Source organism: Paenibacillus sp. cl6col (assembly GCF_900102125.1).
In the GTDB taxonomy this organism is placed as follows: domain Bacteria; phylum Bacillota; class Bacilli; order Paenibacillales; family Paenibacillaceae; genus Paenibacillus_B; species Paenibacillus_B suaedae.
Genome location: NZ_FNAZ01000005.1, coordinates 149923 through 165814, shown reverse-complemented (window position 1 = coordinate 165814; position 15892 = coordinate 149923). Strand labels below are relative to the sequence as shown.

The window sequence follows — 15892 nt, the reverse complement described above, 5'->3', positions numbered from 1 at the left end:
ATGGCAAGCCCAGCGCTTCTCATTCCCAATCACCCAGCACAATCGACCTTACAACGTGACGCCGAGCATGGAGCTCTTATTGCACTGGAAGCCACTGATCTGACACTCGCCTTCGAGACCGAAGGCAAGCCTGTCTTATCCAACATCAATGTCACCCTGCATGAGGGGGAAACCGTTCTGCTGTTGGGCCCAAGTGGCTGTGGCAAGAGCTCGCTAGCCTTTTGCCTTACCGGGCTATATCCACATGCAATAGACAGTCTAGTTGAAGGCAGTGTCCTCGTGTACGGCAAGCCAATCGAACAGTACGATTCCGGTGCAGCGGCCCAGCATATCGGAATTGTATTTCAAGATTTCGAAAGTCAGTTCTGTATGCTGCGTGTAGAAGAGGAAATAGCCTTTTGCCTAGAAAATCGGGATTGTCCTCGAACTGAGATGGAATCCATGATTCAAGAGGTATTAGAAAAGGTAGGATTGCTCGCATGGCGTCATGCGTATATTCACGAACTATCGGGAGGCATGAAGCAGAAGCTGGCTCTCGCCTGCGCTCTAGCCCTTCGCGTGCACATGCTTGTATTGGATGAGCCCACATCGAATCTCGATCCGTATACAAGACATCAATTTGCTGTACTCATTTCAGAACTGGCACGCAAGGAAGGGATGGCTCTGCTCATCATTGAGCACCAATTGGACGATTGGATCGGCATGGCGAATCGCCTGCTCGTGATGGATGAGGATGGAGCTCTCGTCTTTGACGGGCTTCCTGCCTCTTACTTCAAGCATCATGCAGCTGAAGCCAAGTCACGTGGTATCTGGCTCCCGCAAGCGCTGGAACTGCAGCAATTCATCCGTGAGCGGTTTAATCGCAGCAACAGTAGCGATGGCAACAACGATGACGATAGTAGCAATATTAGCGATTTCAGCAATTATGATGATCAGTTCGTTCGTCAGCGTCTCACAGCCGCGGACCCTGCACTCACAGACGAGGATCTCTTGAAGCTGCTGCTGTCGCTCCCTAAATTCGCACAGCAGGATGTGATGCGCATCCTAACATCAGCTCAATCGAACGGTTCCCCACGAAAACCTGAGGAAGTCTTGCAAGCGCACAACCTTGTCTATTGGCGTAAAGGGAGAGTAATCCTCGATCACGTGTCCCTTACTCTGCATTCAGGGGAATGGGTAGCACTTGTTGGTCCAAACGGAGCTGGGAAATCTACCCTCGCCTCCCTCTTATCTGGATTGACACAGCCGGATGAAGGTCAAATCATTCTGAATGGCATGCCTCTTCATCGATATGCAGAGCGGGAGCTGAGAGCCTTCATCGGATATGTATTCCAGAATCCAGAGCATCAGTTCATTACTGATACCGTGTTCGATGAACTTGCATTCGGGATGCGCTTGCAGCTTCTGAGCGAAGAAGAAGTACAGCAGCATGTTGGAGAAGCCTTGACACGCTTCCGCTTGAACAAGGTGGCCAATGCCAATCCCTTCTCCATCAGCCAAGGACAGAAGCGAAGACTTAGTGTCGCTTCCGTTCTTACCGACAGCCAACAGCTATTGTTATGCGATGAGCCGACATATGGACAAGACGCTTATACATCCAAGCAGCTGATGGACACCCTGCAAGCACGAACCCAAGCAGGCGCAACTGTCCTGATGATCACGCATGATATGGAGTGGGTTCAGACCTATGCCGACCGAATTATTGTGCTAGATGAAGGTTGCATACAGTTTGACGGCAGCCCTTCCAAGCTGTGGAAGGAGCACCCTGAGCTCGTGGAGAAGTGTCATCTACGTATGCCGATGAACTTCGCGGTGACATCTCGCTTACTTGTACAGACTACAGGTATCGAAGGAGGAGATCATCCTGATACTCCGTGATTGGAATCCAAGCATTAAGGGGCTTGCGATCATTATAGCGGTTATTATGCTGTCGTTGACATTCGATCCGGTTACACCGCTTGCAGCACTTGTCTACATCGTTCTATTTACATTCCTATTAGGGAACATATCATGGCGTAAATGGCTGCTTAGCTTCTGCCCCTTCCTCATTATGGGCATCGGCTACGTGTGGACGGCTCTCGTCTTCCCGCGTTCTGCCGATCCCGCTTCAAGTGCCATTCTATGGCAGTGGGGGTCGTTCATCATTACAGAGGCCACGTTCCAGCAGGCGGTATCACTCGGACTCAGAGTGCTTATCTTCTCCGCCTTGTCGCTCATCTTCATCTTGACGACAGATCCTGTTCGCTTCATGCTGAGCCTGATGCAGCAGTGCAAGCTGTCGCCCAAGTGGGCATACGGTATTCTGGCAGGCTATCGCTTCCTACCCTTCTTCAAGGAAGAACTGCGCATCATACAGGATGCCCACCGCATGCGAGGCATAGAACGGGAGCGTGGCTGGAAGAGCAAGCTGCGGGCATGGAAGCGTCATGCAATTCCACTGCTTGCTTCAGCTATCCGCAAGTCGGAGCGTGTAGCTGCCGCCATGATATCGAAGGGATTCACAGGCCGACGTGGAAGAGCTTATTATGTGAAGCTTCGAGTTACATGGAAGGATTGGGCCTTACTCTTCCTTCTGCTAGGCGGAATCGCGTTATGCTACTACGTATCCTGGAAACTTGGGTTCGTACAATGGTATCAAGGACAATTGTGACACATTATGACACCCTTTTCGTACATCATGCATAACATATCTAAGCACATTGTATGTTCCGCTATTATGCGAAAAGGAGGTCTTTCTATGCCTAAAAAAATCACGCCTAAGAAGATCACGTCTAAGACGTTATCCCCCCATTACTCCAAAAGTGTAAAGTTCTTGAAAAAATTCGTAAAGATAAAGGCCAAAAACGGTAACATATATACAGGCACCATCGTGAAAGTAGATAAAAAGAGAGTGTACTTAAAGGTCAACTCCGTAAAGCATGCGGGAAAAGTACACACTTCATTTTTCCCTTTCATCTTGCCGTTGGTGCTCTTCGATCTCCTTGCTATCGTGCTGCTTGATACCCGTAGACGAATTATTTTTTAACGACCTATTCTCCCTCAAATGTTTGAGGGAGTTTTTATTTGCACGACAAACTCACGAACAATTCGAGATAACGCTCCAGCTCCTCAAAACGGGGAAAATGCCCGCTACGATGGAAAGTCGTCTGCAATGTAGATCTGCAGTTATTTATAACCCACACTACAATTGATTGATCGACAAAATACAAAGAACCCCTCAAGCAGATTACTGCTTAAGAGGTTCTCATTTGAATTATTTATCTGAGTGTTCGCCAAGGGCGTTCTTCGACAGAAGATGATTCAGTTCCTTCATAAACATGCTGATATCCTTGAACTGACGATAGACCGATGCGAACCGCACATAAGCAACTTCATCTACTGGATAGAGCTGCTCCATGACGAAATCACCGATGACACGGCTGTCTACCTCCGCATAGGCGGTATCGCGCAGCTGCTTCTCGACCTCCGAAGCAATCATCTCCAGCCGTTCCACAGATACGGGACGCTTCTCACAGGCACGAATAAGTCCGCGCAGCATCTTATCCCTACTGAACTCTTCCCTGCTTCCATCCTTCTTAATAACGATGAGCGGAGTCTCCTCCACCATCTCGAATGTAGTAAAGCGTCTGCTGCACAGCTCGCACTCCCGCCTGCGGCGAATAGACTTATTGTCGTTCGCTGGACGAGAATCAAGTACCTTTGTTCCTAAGTGGTCACAATAAGGACACTTCATTTTCGTTCCTCCGTTCTACTCTTGATGTTATCACAATTCACTTTTTAAAAAGTTACCAGTGGTTACCTGTAATGATCTTTGAAAGAATGCACACAATACAATTACCAACCGCAAGGAGGTGAATCAAATGAGCCAAAACAATCGTTCCAGCAACAACTTGGTCGTACCTCAAGCGACAGCAGCTCTTGAACAAATGAAGTTCGAGATCGCACAAGAGTTGGGCATTGCCATCCCATCTGACGGATACTATGGCAACATGGCAACTCGTGACACGGGTTCTATCGGGGGTTACATCACGAAGCGCCTTGTCCAAATCGCTGAACAATCTCTTGCAGGTCAATACAAATAATGACGGAAGAAGCGTCGGACATCATGCGCGATAACGGTATCGGCTTGTCCGATGCTTCTTCTTCATTCTACTTCATTTTCGGATAGATGTTTTTATACTTATCATAATAATGGATAACACGCTGTACGTACAACTTTGTTTCCCCATATGGAATTTGCTGCTTGGCTGTGTCATAGCTGCCGTCCCATACTTTGTTGCGAATCCATTTGTTCACATTGCCGGGACCCGCGTTGTAAGCAGCGATCGCCGCGATCCAATTCTCATTGAATTGCTTATGCAACGATTTCAGATACCATGTGCCAATAAGAATATTGGGGTCGGCCGTATTTTTCAACTCGTCTAAAGACCAACGATTATTCATCTTCAGCTGCTCCATCGCCCATGTAGCCGTTTCCGGCATCAGCTGCATGACTCCAATCGCTCCCTTGCGAGATTCGCGCCCCGCTTGGAAGTTCGTCTCCACTCGAATGATAGCAGCCACAAGCAGAGGATCTACATCATATTGAGCTGCATATTTGCGGATCTCGTCTTCATATGCAATCGGGTACATCCATCTCCCCAGCCATTGCGACTGAACGAACAGCAAGAACAGCATGCCCAAAAACAACAGCAATAGCACTCTCTTTTTGCGGAGCATTTTCATCATACGATTCATGGCAAGCCTTTCTCCGACCAGAAATGGTCGAGCTGCTTGATCGTATCTTCCAACGAACCGCTATTGTCGATAATAATGTCCGCCAGCTCTCGCTTTTTCTCCATACTCCACTGAGCATTCAGCCTCTGTTCAGCTTCGCGCTCGCTCCAACCGTCCCGTTCCATTAGACGCTGTAATTGAACACTTTTTGGAACATACACTACCAATATCGAATCGAACATCTCGCTTAGACCTGACTCATACAGGAGCGGAATATCAACGACAACAAGACGTTCTGGATAGTCCGTCTCATATTGATGCATTTGACGCTGGATTTCCTTCCGGATAGCCGGGTGGGTGATGCTTTCTAACGCTTTGCGACTTGTCTCATCTGCAAAGACAACCTCCCCTAATCGCTTCCGATTGAGCGTTCCGTCCACAAGCAGCATGTCCGATCCGAAATGCACCGCAATTTGTTCCAACACGGGACTGCCAGGGAGAACGACTTCCCTGGCAATCTTATCAGCATCAACCAGCAGAGCGCCTCGCTCCACTAGTAATCGGGAGACGGTGCTCTTGCCGGAAGCAATGCCTCCGGTTAACCCGATGTTCATGCCTTCACCTCATTCTATAATAATGCCGCTTACGTCAGCAGCTTAATAATCCCCATTATAATTAACATCAGTCCCGGCACAAATGACAGCTTCCCAATCCAGCGCGCGCCTGCGAATGCAATCCCAACATGAATGCCGAGTCGCAGAAATATGCCGCTGAATAAGGCAATAACAATCGCGGTCATGAGTGCAGGATAGCCTAACAGTGCGGCTCCTATACCCGCTCCAAATGCATCCAACGACAACGCTACCCCAAGCCACGCAGCCTCTATTGCACTAATGGTGCCTGAACGATCCATGTCCGCTGCGCTTGGAGTCTTCAATATTTGAATGACAACGCCCAGGCTCTTCAATTGAATGCGCACCACTTGCTTCGGCTCATCCCCCATCGGAATAGATGGAACTGAAGAGGATTGAACAACTGCTGATATATGCATCTGATCTGCTGCCGCATCTTCACTGCTTGCTATGTGATTCAACGGATCATCCTCATCGTGCGATGAGCGAAGCAGCTGCAGGATAGCCCAACAGCCAATCCCGACAAGAATAAGTGATCCGATCCATTGAGCTACAGCAGGTGATACATACTGAATAAGCAAGTTGCCCACTTGCATCGACAGTAGAATGACCAGTCCAGAGCAGCATGCAATGACAGCAATTGAAGTCCAAGGGATGCGGAGCCGGCGCAATCCGTAGGTCATTCCTACTCCGAAGCTATCCAGACTCAAGGCAAAAGCCAGGATGAACAAAGATACTGTATGAATAAGCAACTACCGTTCCCTCCCGCTAGGCAGTTCCCAAGCTAGTGCAAACTAGCGTACAACTCACAGCTTAGGAATCCCGATTTACCATATCATATGGGCAAGAGTGGATAAGAGTGCTTATTCAACTTTTCAGTTTACCTAGGTTTCCATTACTTAGAACGATGCTGGCATACCGGGCAGTAATGGGTACCCCGACCGCCGACTACTGTCTTCTCAATGATACTACCGCATTGAACACAAGGTTGCCCTTGACGTCCATACATTTGCAGCTGATGCTGGAACATCCCCATTTCCCCTTGGCCATTTACATATGACTTGATGGAGGAGCCGCCAGCTTCAACCGCATCCTGAAGGGTTTCAATAATCGCGCGATGCAGAAGCGCGTACTCTTCATCCGTAAGCTCATCTGCCGCACGATTCGGGTGAATGCCTGCTCTGAACAGAGCTTCATCCACATATATATTTCCGATTCCTACTACGATGTGCTGGTTCAGCAGGACTGGCTTAATAAAGCTGCGCCGTCTTCTCATCGCTTCCGCGAAGCGTTCGACAGTAAATTCAGGAGACAAGGGTTCTACCCCCAGCTTATGAAGAGGAGGCTGCTCCCATTCCTCTCCTGCTGCGAATAGATGCATCGTGCCGAATTGGCGGACATCCTTATAACGCAGCTCGGTACCGTCATCGAAATGGAAAATAACATGCGTATGCTTCTCAACTGGCTCATTAGCAGCATATACGCCGTAGCGTCCTTCCATACGCAGATGGGATACAAGGACAAGCCCATCCAGCAGGATCCGCAAGAACTTGCCCCTGCGTTCAACCCGTTCGATCGTATGACCCTTCAATGCATCACAAAATTGCTCTATTTCTGACGGCCGCTGGATAATACGAGGCAGCGTAACCGTTACCCGCTCAATCCGCTTTCCAGCGACTAATGTATTTAATGTTTGTTTGACTGTTTCTACTTCCGGCAATTCCGGCATGTCCTATCACCTCTTGATATATTCATTATACCGAAAAAGCCGCTTTCATGTAGGCTTGGCGGTTGTTACATCGTTCTCGCTCACCGTCTTAGGCTTACTTTCTACTTCGCTTCATACCAATTCTCGCCGCTGTTTACATCTGCTCGCAGCGGAACACAGAGCTCAATAGCCGATTCCATTACTTCAGGAACAAGCTTCAACATCGTCTCCATTTCTTCATCCGGAACCTCGAATACCAATTCATCGTGTACTTGCAGCAGCATGCGGCTCTTCAGTCCCGCTTCGCGCATACGAGCATCCATCTGAACCATGGCGAGTTTAATTATATCTGCGGCTGTTCCTTGAATCGGAGTATTCATCGCCGTCCGCTCTGCGAATGAACGCAGATTGAAGTTGGAAGCATGAATATCCTTCAAGTACCGTCTGCGCTCCAGCATTGTCTTTACATAGCCGTCTTGGCGAGCGAGCTTCACGATGTCTTCCATATACTGCTTAACGCCTTGGAATACAGCGAAATACTGCTCGATAAACTGCGCTGCTTCCTTGCGCGTAATATTCAAGTTCTGAGACAATCCGTAATCACTAATCCCGTATACAATCCCGAAGTTAACCGCCTTCGCCGAACGGCGCATATTCGCGTCAACCTGCTCAGGAGATACACCGAATACGTCCATCGCGGTCTTCGTATGAATGTCCATGTCATGCAGGAAGGCTTCCTTCAGCTTCTCGTCTCCCGAGATATGAGCCAATACACGAAGCTCAATCTGAGAGTAGTCGGCAGCAACGATATGCCATCCCTTCTCCGAAGGAACAAACGCCTGACGAATCTTGCGTCCTTCCTCAAGCCGAACGGGAATATTCTGCAGATTCGGATATTGGCTGCTTAGCCGTCCGGTCGCTGTAATGGTCTGACGGAAGTAAGTGTGGACATTGCCCGTTTCCTTGCGCACTTCCTTCAGTAATCCTTCAATATACGTCGATTGGAGCTTCGTCATTTGACGGTAATGCAGAATCAGTGGAATGATCTCGTGGTAAGGCTCCAGCTTCTCCAATACTTCCGCATCTGTGGAATATCCGGTCTTCGTCTTCTTGATGACAGGAAGTCCGAGCTTATCGAATAGAATCTCACCAAGCTGCTTCGGCGATCCAACATTAAACTCCGTGCCCGCGAGCTCATAAATACGCTTCATTGTCGTCTCAATTTGTTCCGTAAACTGCGTACCTAATTGATTTAGCGCATCTGTATCGACTTGAATGCCGGTCTTCTCCATCTGCGCCAGTACGCGAGACAATGGAAGCTCCAGGTCAAAATAAAGCCGGTTCATTTCCTGCTCCTGGAGCAATTGCTCCATCACAGGCTTCAGCTGGCGTACAAGCTTGCCCTTGCGAGCAGCGTGCAGCGCAACAGTCTCAAGTTCAGGAACCTTGAACTTGGCGCCCTTCCCGTACACTTCTTCATCCGTCGGGCTAGACGACAAGCCGTACTTCTCCGCAATCGCTTGAAGGGACAGTGCCGCATCATCCGGGTTGAGCACATAGGAAGCAAGCTGAGCATCGAATGCGGAGCCATCATAGGGAACGCCTGTCCAATGCAGCACCAATTCCGCATAATGCATATCGTAGCCGCTCTTCGGCTTCCCTTGATCGGCGATCCATTCCCGTACGAACTGTGCCTCGTCAGATAGAAGCTCCTCACGGGTCAAGAACCAGTTGGACTCCTCTTCCGCGATAAGCACACCAATAAGCTCTGCTTGATGTGGATTGTCTCCATGCGCTTCCACGATGATTGTATCCGCGGAAGCAATTATCTGCTTCAACCCACTGAAATCGCCATTCACGAGCTGCACGTTCAATTTATCCTCAGACAGCTCTTCATCAGCAGGTGCTGATGCAACCGTGCCGCCCTCGATCAGGCCGATCTTCTCCATACGCTCAATAATTGACTTGAACTCGAGCTTCTGCAGCATCGGAATCGCCGTGTCCGCTTTAATGCCGTGATACGCCATCTCCTCATGGCTCTTCTCCAGCGGCACCTCACGGAAGATCGTTGCAAGCTTCTTGCTCATGCGTGCGTCTTCAGCATGATTAATGAGGTTCTCCTTCATCTTGCCCTTCAGCTCGTCCACATGCTCAAGCACACTCTCTACGCTGCCGAATTGATGCAGCAGCTTAAGAGCCGTCTTCTCTCCAATACCGGGCACACCCGGAATATTGTCCGAGGAATCGCCCATTAGACCCTTCATATCAATAATTTGTAATGGCTCAATGCCATACTTCTCCTGCAAAGCTGCTGGTGTATATTTCTCAATCTCCGTCACACCCTTGCGCGTGAGCAGAATCGTAACCTGATCAGAAGCAAGCTGGAGCATGTCCTTATCCCCGCTCACAACCGCCATCTCAATTCCTTGCTCATTCGCTTCGCGAGTCAAGGTACCGATAATATCATCCGCCTCGTATCCGCTCATCTCGAAATGAGGAACACCAAGCGCATCAAGGAGCTGCTTCAAGACAGGGAACTGCTCTGACAGCTCAGAAGGCGTCTTCTCCCGACCGCCCTTATAGTCCTTGTAATCTCCATGTCGGAATGTCTCCTTGCCAGCATCAAATGCAACCAGCAAGTGGGTCGGCTTCTCTTCTTCAATAACGCGAAGAAGCATCGTCGTGAATCCGTATACAGCATTTGTATGTAATCCTTGAGCATTCGTCAGAGGAGGCATTGCAAAGAAAGCGCGGTAAATAATATTGTTGCCGTCAATAATGATCCATTTATCCATTGATTCATGCACCTCAATCCATTCTCTACCTTCATGATAGCATAGCCAGTACTAGAAAAGAAAATGATGATATTATGGGAAAAAAATAACCGACCGGGTGATCCGCGGTCGGTTGGAGGATGGAGAATAAGATGACATATTCATCAATGATTCCATAAGATTAATTATTCAGATCAGGGCGTTGGTTCGTCACAAGATAGACGACCGCCTCACCGATGTTAGTCGCATGGTCGGCTATCCGTTCGATGTAGCGTCCGACGAAGGTAAGCAGCATCGCCTGAGATGCATTTTGCGGATTCTCCACAACGTACGTCAACAGCTCTCGGAAGATCTGGCTGTACAACTGGTCGACGAGGTCATCGTCCTTCGCCATTTTGTAAGCAAGATTCACGTCTTCCTTAATGTAAGCTTGAATCGACTCCCTGATCATCAGCTGTACCGTCTCCGCCATGCGAGGCAAGTCAATCAACGGCTTCATGAGCGTCTGTCCTTCCATGCGCAGCACAACCTTCGCTACGTCAATCGACAGATCTCCCATCCGCTCCAGATCATTGGAGATGCGGAAGGAAACGAGAATGCGGCGCAAATCCTTCGCAACAGGCTGCTGTGTCAAAATCAACTTCGATCCCAAATCGATAATTTTCTCCTCAATGCGATTCAGCTCAGCATCCTCGGAAATGATTCGCTTGGCACGCTCGACATCCATATTCTTCAATGACTCAATTGATTCCGACAAGGCACGCTCTACCCGCGTTCCCATCTCTTCAAGCAATGTACTTAGTTCTTCTAAGGCCAAGTCGAACTCTCTCCGCTTGATCATTTGCAGCTACACTCCTTATCCTTCTTATCAAATTTAGCCGAAGCGGCCTGTAATGTAATCCTCTGTCCGCTTATCAGTTGGATTCGAGAACAACGTCTCCGTATGATCGAATTCAACGACTTCCCCGTTCAAGAAGAACACCGTCTGATCCGATACACGAGCAGCTTGATGCATATTGTGCGTAACCATAACAATCGTGTACTTATGCTTCAGCTCTTGAACAAGCTCTTCAATCTTCAGCGTAGAGATTGGATCCAAGGCCGAAGTCGCCTCGTCCATCAGCAGAATGTCAGGGTTGACTGCCAATGCGCGCGCGATACAGAGACGCTGCTGCTGACCACCAGACAGACTGAAGGCAGAGCGCTTCAAGTAGTCCTTTACTTCATCCCACAGTACAGCTTGCTTCAAGCTCTGCTCAACAATCTCATCCAGCTTCGCTTTGCTGCGGATGCCATGAAGACGCGGGCCGTAAGCAATGTTGTCATAAATCGACTTCGGAAATGGGTTCGGCTGCTGGAATACCATACCTACTTTTTTGCGAAGTGTTTCCACATCAACTTCGTTGCTGTAGATATCTGTCCCACCAATCGCAACTGTTCCTTCAATACGCGTGCCTATGATCATGTCGTTCATGCGGTTCAATGTACGAAGCAACGTAGATTTCCCGCAGCCGGACGGTCCGATGAACGCAGTGACTGCCTTCTCCGGAATCGTCATAGTGACATTTTTCAAGGCATGATACGTACCGTAGTACAAGTTTAAGTTCTTAATGTCGATTAACGTCTGTAAGGCAGTCGCTGTGCTCATGCTATCGTCTCCTTAAATATGTTTCTGATATTTATTGCGTAGAATAACTGCTGAGATATTCATAATGATAAGCAGCGCCAGAAGCACGATGATGCCTGCTGCAGCCAGTTCATGGAATGCAAGTTGCGGTCTAGATACCCAGTTGAAGATTTGAATCGGCATAACGGTAAACTGATCCATAATGCTCTCTGGCAGAAACGCAACGAAAGTCAATGCCCCAATCATAACGAGCGGTGCTGTCTCCCCGATTGCCCGGGACAATGCCAAGATAACGCCTGTCATAATACTGGAAATCGAAGACGGAAGCACAGAACGGGATACCGTCTGCCATTTCGTTGCACCGAGAGCGAATGAAGCATCCCGGCGCGCCCTAGGTACTGCACGGATGGCTTCCTGTGCAGACACGATAATAATCGGCAGCACGAGCAGCGTCATCGTAAGCGCTCCGGAGAGCAAGCTGCGTTCCAGAGCCAATCCGCGTACGAAGATTGTTAATCCTAGAATCCCGTACACAATGGATGGAACCCCGGCCAACGTACTAATATTCAGTTGAATTAACCGTGTTAGCCTATTCTTCTTCGCATATTCCTCAAGATAGATCGCCGCTCCTACGCCGAGGACGAACGAGATAGGAGCCATAATAAGCACCATGTAAATGGAACCGACAATTGCTGATTTCATCCCAGCCTTCGCAGCCATTCGCGAAGGGTAATTCGTAAACAGATCAAGGTTCAAACGAGACAATCCATCCATCATGATCTGAATCAGCAAGGCCATTAGCGCAATAATACCGATAGAAGTTGCCACCAGGAACAGGATATGAAGCACAAGGTCTACCTTCCGGCGGGTACCAATCTGTTTGCGGTTTGCATCTTGAAACATACTCATTAGCTTAGTACTCCTCCCTGAAGCGTCTTGCCACCCACAGCGCCAAAATATTAAGCAGGAACGTAATCACGAACAAGGTCATACCAACAGCAAAGATCGTTCCATACTCAATGGAGCCATGCGGTGTATCTCCCATGCTGACCTGTACAATATAAGCCGTCATCGTCTGGATGCTCTCTAGCGGATTCCAGGTCAAATGCGGTGTTGCACCTGCAGCAATCGTTACTATCATCGTCTCGCCAATTGCGCGCGAGAAGGCAAGTACAGCGGATGATACGATACCCGAGAAAGCTGCTGGAACCACAATTTTCAACGCAACCTCAAATCTTGTTGCCCCGAGTGCATATGCCCCATTTCGCAAGCTGCGCGGTACTGCCGACATCGCATCCTCAGACAAGGAAGAGACCATCGGAATAATCATAATCCCGACAACAAGACCTGCGCTTAACGCATTGAACATTCCCGTCGATGGGAAGATAAACTTCAACAACGGCGTAACGAAGGTTAGAGCAAAATAACCGTAAACAATCGTTGGGATACCAGCCAATACTTCAAGAATCGGCTTCACAATTTTGCGAACACGAGTAGGTGCATATTCGCTCAAGTAGATTGCACTTGCAAGTCCAATCGGTATCGCAACCAGACAAGCAATAACCGTAATCATTAACGTACCACCTAGCAGCGGCAGGATGCCGAAGGACTTCGGTGATATGAGCGGGCTCCACGTTGTACCGAACAAGAATTCTGTAATCTTGACTTGCTTCAAGAAAGAGAACGTTTCAGAAAAGAGCGTGTAAACAATCCCGATGGTTGTCGCTACAGACAAAGCGGCACATAGAAATAATAAAATCGGAACAATTTTATCGGTTACATGTACTTTGCCATTTTTGAATGATATCGTCGTCTCTCGCTGCGGGAGATTACCGTGCATAGCCCTAACCTCTCTTTGCGTTCTTTTACAATTCGTTAACATTGACTTCGTGAAAATGTGATGCCTCAAACATTTGTTTTTGGAGAGACATCACATTTCACTGCTAGTATGATGCTGACTATAACCGAAGCCGAAGTCAGTACTTCTCTTATTTCAACAAGTTCATTTGCTCATCGTATTTTTCTTGTGGAAGTGCAACGTATCCGACTTCCTTCGCGATGTTGCCTACATTTTTCATATAGTAATCAACGAATGCTTTCACTTCTGGCTGCTCCAGCTTCTTCTTGTTCACATAGATGAAGAGCGGGCGGGACAGTGGTGCATAACTTCCATCTTTAATTGTCTCTTCAGAAGGAGCGATTGCGCCTTTGCCGCCGTCAACTGGTATTAGTTTCAGCTTGTCTTGGTTCTCTTCGTAGTAAGAGAATCCGAAGTAGCCCATAGCGTTCTTATCACCAGATACCCCTTGCACGATAGCATTCGTATCGGCACTGAATGTGATTTGCTTGTCATTGCGGCTCTCTTGTGCTTTGCCGTTGATTTCTTCAGTGAAGTAGTCGAATGTGCCGTGGTTTGTATCCGGCGAATAAATTTTAATATCTTCTGCTGGCCATCCTGCACGAACGTCAGCCCATGTTTTTACTTTCGAGTTAGGCTCATAGATTTTCTTCAGTTCATCTGTTGTAATGTGATCCACCCAAGTGTTGTCCTTATTCACTACGATGGACAAGCCATCATAAGCTACAGACAATTCCAAGTAGTCGATCCCTTTTTCTTTTGCAGCAGCTGCTTCTTTTTCTTTGATTGGACGAGAAGCGTTGCTGATTGCTGTCTCACTATTAATGAAGCGTTTGAAACCGCCGCCTGTACCTGCTGTACCAACCGATACGCGTACTTCGCCGTTCTCTTTGCCGAACTCTTCTGCAATCGCTTCTGCGATTGGATATACTGTACTGGATCCATCTATTTCGATCGTGCCTGTCAACTTCTCAGGGCTAGTCGTTTCCTTCGCCGAATTGTTCGTTTCCGTTGTTGCCGCGTTGTTTCCTTGATTTGCATAAGCATCATCCTTCTTGCCTCCACAAGCAGCCAATACTACTGTCAACGCTGCTACGAGCGTGAGCATCATGATTTGTTTTCCCCATTTTTTCAAGACAATCCACTCCTTTTGATTGATTCCCATGTGTTGTGTTGTAATGTATTCGTTGTTTGTCTCACATCTAGTATGTTAATGGCTGTTTGTTAAGACTGTTTGGTTTATTTGTTAACGGAATGTAAAAAAATCAATCTTCCGCTGACATTGTCTGTAACTGTCGATTTGCCTCATTCGCTGTCACAGCCATGCGTGCTGCGTAAGCATCTACTTGATCCAATCGATTGCGATTTTCTGCTATGGCACGGAACAACTGCTCGAACTTGGACAAGGCAGCGTTCAAGCCTTCAAGCGTCGTATTCACTTCGGAATGAGCTTGATCGCCAGTCGTAATCGTCAGCGTTAAAGCTTCCATCATCTGATGGAGCGTCTCATCGATTTGCTCCGTGGCTGCCTTGGTTAACGAAGCCAACTTGCGCACCTCGGACGCAACCACCTCGAACCCGCGCCCATGCTCCCCTGCACGCGCAGCTTCAATGGATGCATTGAGCGCCAGCATATGACAAGAATCCGACCATGAGCGAATAACGCTGACGGCATCCGCCACCGCTGTTGTATGCTCTGTCAATTTCTTTGTTTGTCTTGCCTGGCTCTCCACACGTATTGACACCTGTTGAAATGCTGAAGATACCTGATCAAGCACTGTCTTTCCCGTCAATGTTTCGTCGATCATCCGATCTGCGTGCGATTTGCCATCTGCTGAAGCTTGGCGGACATGCTCTGTTTCTGTTAATATGCTGTGCAATGCTCCCCGCGTGGACGTAATAACCTCCGATTCCTTCTGCTTCGCTTCGAGTCGTATTTGATTGGATAAGGATGACAGCTGCTTGGAGGTGAGTATTCCGACATATTTGCCCCCACGTGTGACCACAATACTGTCGTACATTCGTTCCTCAGAACGGGACGCTGACATATCCAATAGTTGTTCAGTTTCAATACCGCATTCGACAATGAGTGCCTCATTATCCATTACGCGTACAATTGGTTTTTCGTAATAAAGTGCAGGAGAGAATCGCTTGCTCATTTTTTCATGGAATCTCTCCCGCATCACAATGCCAATCGGTTCAGAATGTTCATTTCCTATGACAAGGCAGCGCAGCGAGCCATCCTCCCGAAATCGATGATCCGCTTCTTCAATGGTGGTGCTGGCAAGAATGATCGGTGCGAATTGAATGAGATCCTCATACTCTCTCTTCATTATGGATTGTCGATTCGCTCCCTCACGTCTTACTTCCATCTTCGTTAGCAACATCGTCATAAGCTCCCACTCCTACTCTAGTCCTGTTATCGGTCTTTAGTCCCAATGTAGCACGGTAATGTTAATGCTGCCATATTGCGTGTTTTAAGATTTTGTAAATCGACTTTTCCTCATTTTCATATCTTGATAAGACTAACTTTCACGATTTCATCATAGACATCGAAAAAACGGGCATCATTTCACT

At 48.1% G+C, this 15892-nt stretch carries 16 protein-coding genes; 4 read left to right on the top strand and 12 right to left on the bottom strand.

Going from position 1 to position 15892, the window contains the following annotated elements:
- The 3 genes from BLS15_RS15090 (at position 1) to BLS15_RS15080 (ending at position 3025) form a co-directional block, all read left to right on the top strand.
- A complete protein-coding gene (locus BLS15_RS15090) occupies positions 1-1878 on the top strand; it encodes an ABC transporter ATP-binding protein (RefSeq protein WP_090512316.1) in 1878 nt (625 codons plus the stop codon).
- Positions 1829-2650, top strand: coding sequence for an energy-coupling factor transporter transmembrane component T family protein (locus tag BLS15_RS15085; protein ID WP_321163048.1), 822 nt, complete (start codon positions 1829-1831; stop codon positions 2648-2650). Before BLS15_RS15090 ends, BLS15_RS15085 begins: the two co-directional genes overlap by 50 nt.
- A gap of 87 nt (positions 2651-2737) precedes the next feature.
- Positions 2738-3025 (top strand): hypothetical protein, encoded by a 288-nt coding sequence (locus BLS15_RS15080; protein ID WP_021252109.1) that lies wholly within the window; start codon positions 2738-2740, stop codon positions 3023-3025.
- Between the two features lie 228 nt (positions 3026-3253).
- Here BLS15_RS15080 and nrdR read toward each other — a convergent pair whose 3' ends face one another.
- Complete coding sequence (nrdR, locus tag BLS15_RS15075; RefSeq protein WP_090512312.1) at positions 3254-3733, bottom strand: transcriptional regulator NrdR; 480 nt, start codon at positions 3731-3733, stop codon at positions 3254-3256.
- A 127-nt stretch (positions 3734-3860) separates the two neighbouring features.
- On the opposite strand from nrdR, the gene BLS15_RS15070 reads away from it, so the two are divergent.
- Positions 3861-4082, top strand: coding sequence for an alpha/beta-type small acid-soluble spore protein (locus BLS15_RS15070; RefSeq protein WP_021252111.1), 222 nt, complete (start codon positions 3861-3863; stop codon positions 4080-4082).
- Positions 4083-4149: 67 nt separating this feature from the next.
- Here the strand turns inward: BLS15_RS15070 and BLS15_RS15065 are convergent, their stop codons facing one another.
- From BLS15_RS15065 to BLS15_RS15015, 11 genes are all read right to left on the bottom strand, one after another.
- The gene (locus BLS15_RS15065; protein ID WP_021252112.1) at positions 4150-4737 is read right to left on the bottom strand and encodes a lytic transglycosylase domain-containing protein; all 588 of its coding nucleotides are present in this window, start codon (positions 4735-4737) and stop codon (positions 4150-4152) included.
- A complete protein-coding gene (gene coaE, locus BLS15_RS15060; RefSeq protein WP_021252113.1) occupies positions 4734-5330 on the bottom strand; it encodes a dephospho-CoA kinase in 597 nt (198 codons plus the stop codon). Before coaE ends, BLS15_RS15065 begins: the two co-directional genes overlap by 4 nt.
- 29 nt (positions 5331-5359) lie before the next feature.
- Positions 5360-6100, bottom strand: coding sequence for an MntP/YtaF family protein (locus tag BLS15_RS15055; protein ID WP_090512307.1), 741 nt, complete (start codon positions 6098-6100; stop codon positions 5360-5362).
- Between the two features lie 143 nt (positions 6101-6243).
- The gene (gene mutM / locus BLS15_RS15050) at positions 6244-7077 is read right to left on the bottom strand and encodes a DNA-formamidopyrimidine glycosylase (RefSeq protein WP_090512303.1); all 834 of its coding nucleotides are present in this window, start codon (positions 7075-7077) and stop codon (positions 6244-6246) included.
- Positions 7078-7178: 101 nt separating this feature from the next.
- Positions 7179-9851, bottom strand: coding sequence for a DNA polymerase I (gene polA / locus BLS15_RS15045; RefSeq protein ID WP_065293585.1), 2673 nt, complete (start codon positions 9849-9851; stop codon positions 7179-7181).
- A gap of 160 nt (positions 9852-10011) precedes the next feature.
- Positions 10012-10671, bottom strand: coding sequence for a phosphate signaling complex protein PhoU (gene phoU / locus BLS15_RS15040; RefSeq protein WP_021252117.1), 660 nt, complete (start codon positions 10669-10671; stop codon positions 10012-10014).
- 33 nt (positions 10672-10704) lie between these two features.
- Positions 10705-11478 carry a phosphate ABC transporter ATP-binding protein PstB gene (pstB, locus tag BLS15_RS15035; RefSeq protein ID WP_021252118.1) on the bottom strand — a complete coding sequence of 258 codons (774 nt, stop codon included), beginning with the start codon at positions 11476-11478 and terminating at the stop codon, positions 10705-10707.
- 12 nt (positions 11479-11490) lie between these two features.
- A complete protein-coding gene (pstA, locus tag BLS15_RS15030; RefSeq protein ID WP_028533817.1) occupies positions 11491-12366 on the bottom strand; it encodes a phosphate ABC transporter permease PstA in 876 nt (291 codons plus the stop codon).
- Between the two features lie 4 nt (positions 12367-12370).
- A complete protein-coding gene (gene pstC, locus BLS15_RS15025) occupies positions 12371-13297 on the bottom strand; it encodes a phosphate ABC transporter permease subunit PstC (protein ID WP_090512298.1) in 927 nt (308 codons plus the stop codon).
- Between the two features lie 148 nt (positions 13298-13445).
- Positions 13446-14450: a PstS family phosphate ABC transporter substrate-binding protein gene (locus BLS15_RS15020; protein ID WP_175460780.1), complete on the bottom strand. Its 1005-nt coding sequence runs from the start codon at positions 14448-14450 to the stop codon at positions 13446-13448.
- Positions 14451-14580: 130 nt separating this feature from the next.
- The gene (locus BLS15_RS15015; RefSeq protein ID WP_090512294.1) at positions 14581-15708 is read right to left on the bottom strand and encodes a methyl-accepting chemotaxis protein; all 1128 of its coding nucleotides are present in this window, start codon (positions 15706-15708) and stop codon (positions 14581-14583) included.
- Between the last annotated feature and the right edge of the window lie 184 nt (positions 15709-15892).

Excerpts from the sequence above, each read along its gene's own strand:
- pstB (WP_021252118.1), bottom strand. The coding sequence starts at position 11,478 with ATGAGCACAGCGACTGCCTTACAGACGTTAATCGACATTAAGAACTTA.
- nrdR (WP_090512312.1), bottom strand. The coding sequence starts at position 3,733 with ATGAAGTGTCCTTATTGTGACCACTTAGGAACAAAGGTACTTGATTCT.
- coaE (WP_021252113.1), bottom strand. The coding sequence starts at position 5,330 with ATGAACATCGGGTTAACCGGAGGCATTGCTTCCGGCAAGAGCACCGTC.
- polA (WP_065293585.1), bottom strand. The coding sequence starts at position 9,851 with ATGGATAAATGGATCATTATTGACGGCAACAATATTATTTACCGCGCT.
- BLS15_RS15065 (WP_021252112.1), bottom strand. The coding sequence starts at position 4,737 with ATGAATCGTATGATGAAAATGCTCCGCAAAAAGAGAGTGCTATTGCTG.
- BLS15_RS15080 (WP_021252109.1), top strand. The coding sequence starts at position 2,738 with ATGCCTAAAAAAATCACGCCTAAGAAGATCACGTCTAAGACGTTATCC.
- pstA (WP_028533817.1), bottom strand. The coding sequence starts at position 12,366 with ATGAGTATGTTTCAAGATGCAAACCGCAAACAGATTGGTACCCGCCGG.
- phoU (WP_021252117.1), bottom strand. The coding sequence starts at position 10,671 with ATGATCAAGCGGAGAGAGTTCGACTTGGCCTTAGAAGAACTAAGTACA.
- pstC (WP_090512298.1), bottom strand. The coding sequence starts at position 13,297 with ATGCACGGTAATCTCCCGCAGCGAGAGACGACGATATCATTCAAAAAT.
- BLS15_RS15015 (WP_090512294.1), bottom strand. The coding sequence starts at position 15,708 with ATGACGATGTTGCTAACGAAGATGGAAGTAAGACGTGAGGGAGCGAAT.
- mutM (WP_090512303.1), bottom strand. The coding sequence starts at position 7,077 with ATGCCGGAATTGCCGGAAGTAGAAACAGTCAAACAAACATTAAATACA.
- BLS15_RS15070 (WP_021252111.1), top strand. The coding sequence starts at position 3,861 with ATGAGCCAAAACAATCGTTCCAGCAACAACTTGGTCGTACCTCAAGCG.
- BLS15_RS15090 (WP_090512316.1), top strand. The coding sequence starts at position 1 with ATGGCAAGCCCAGCGCTTCTCATTCCCAATCACCCAGCACAATCGACC.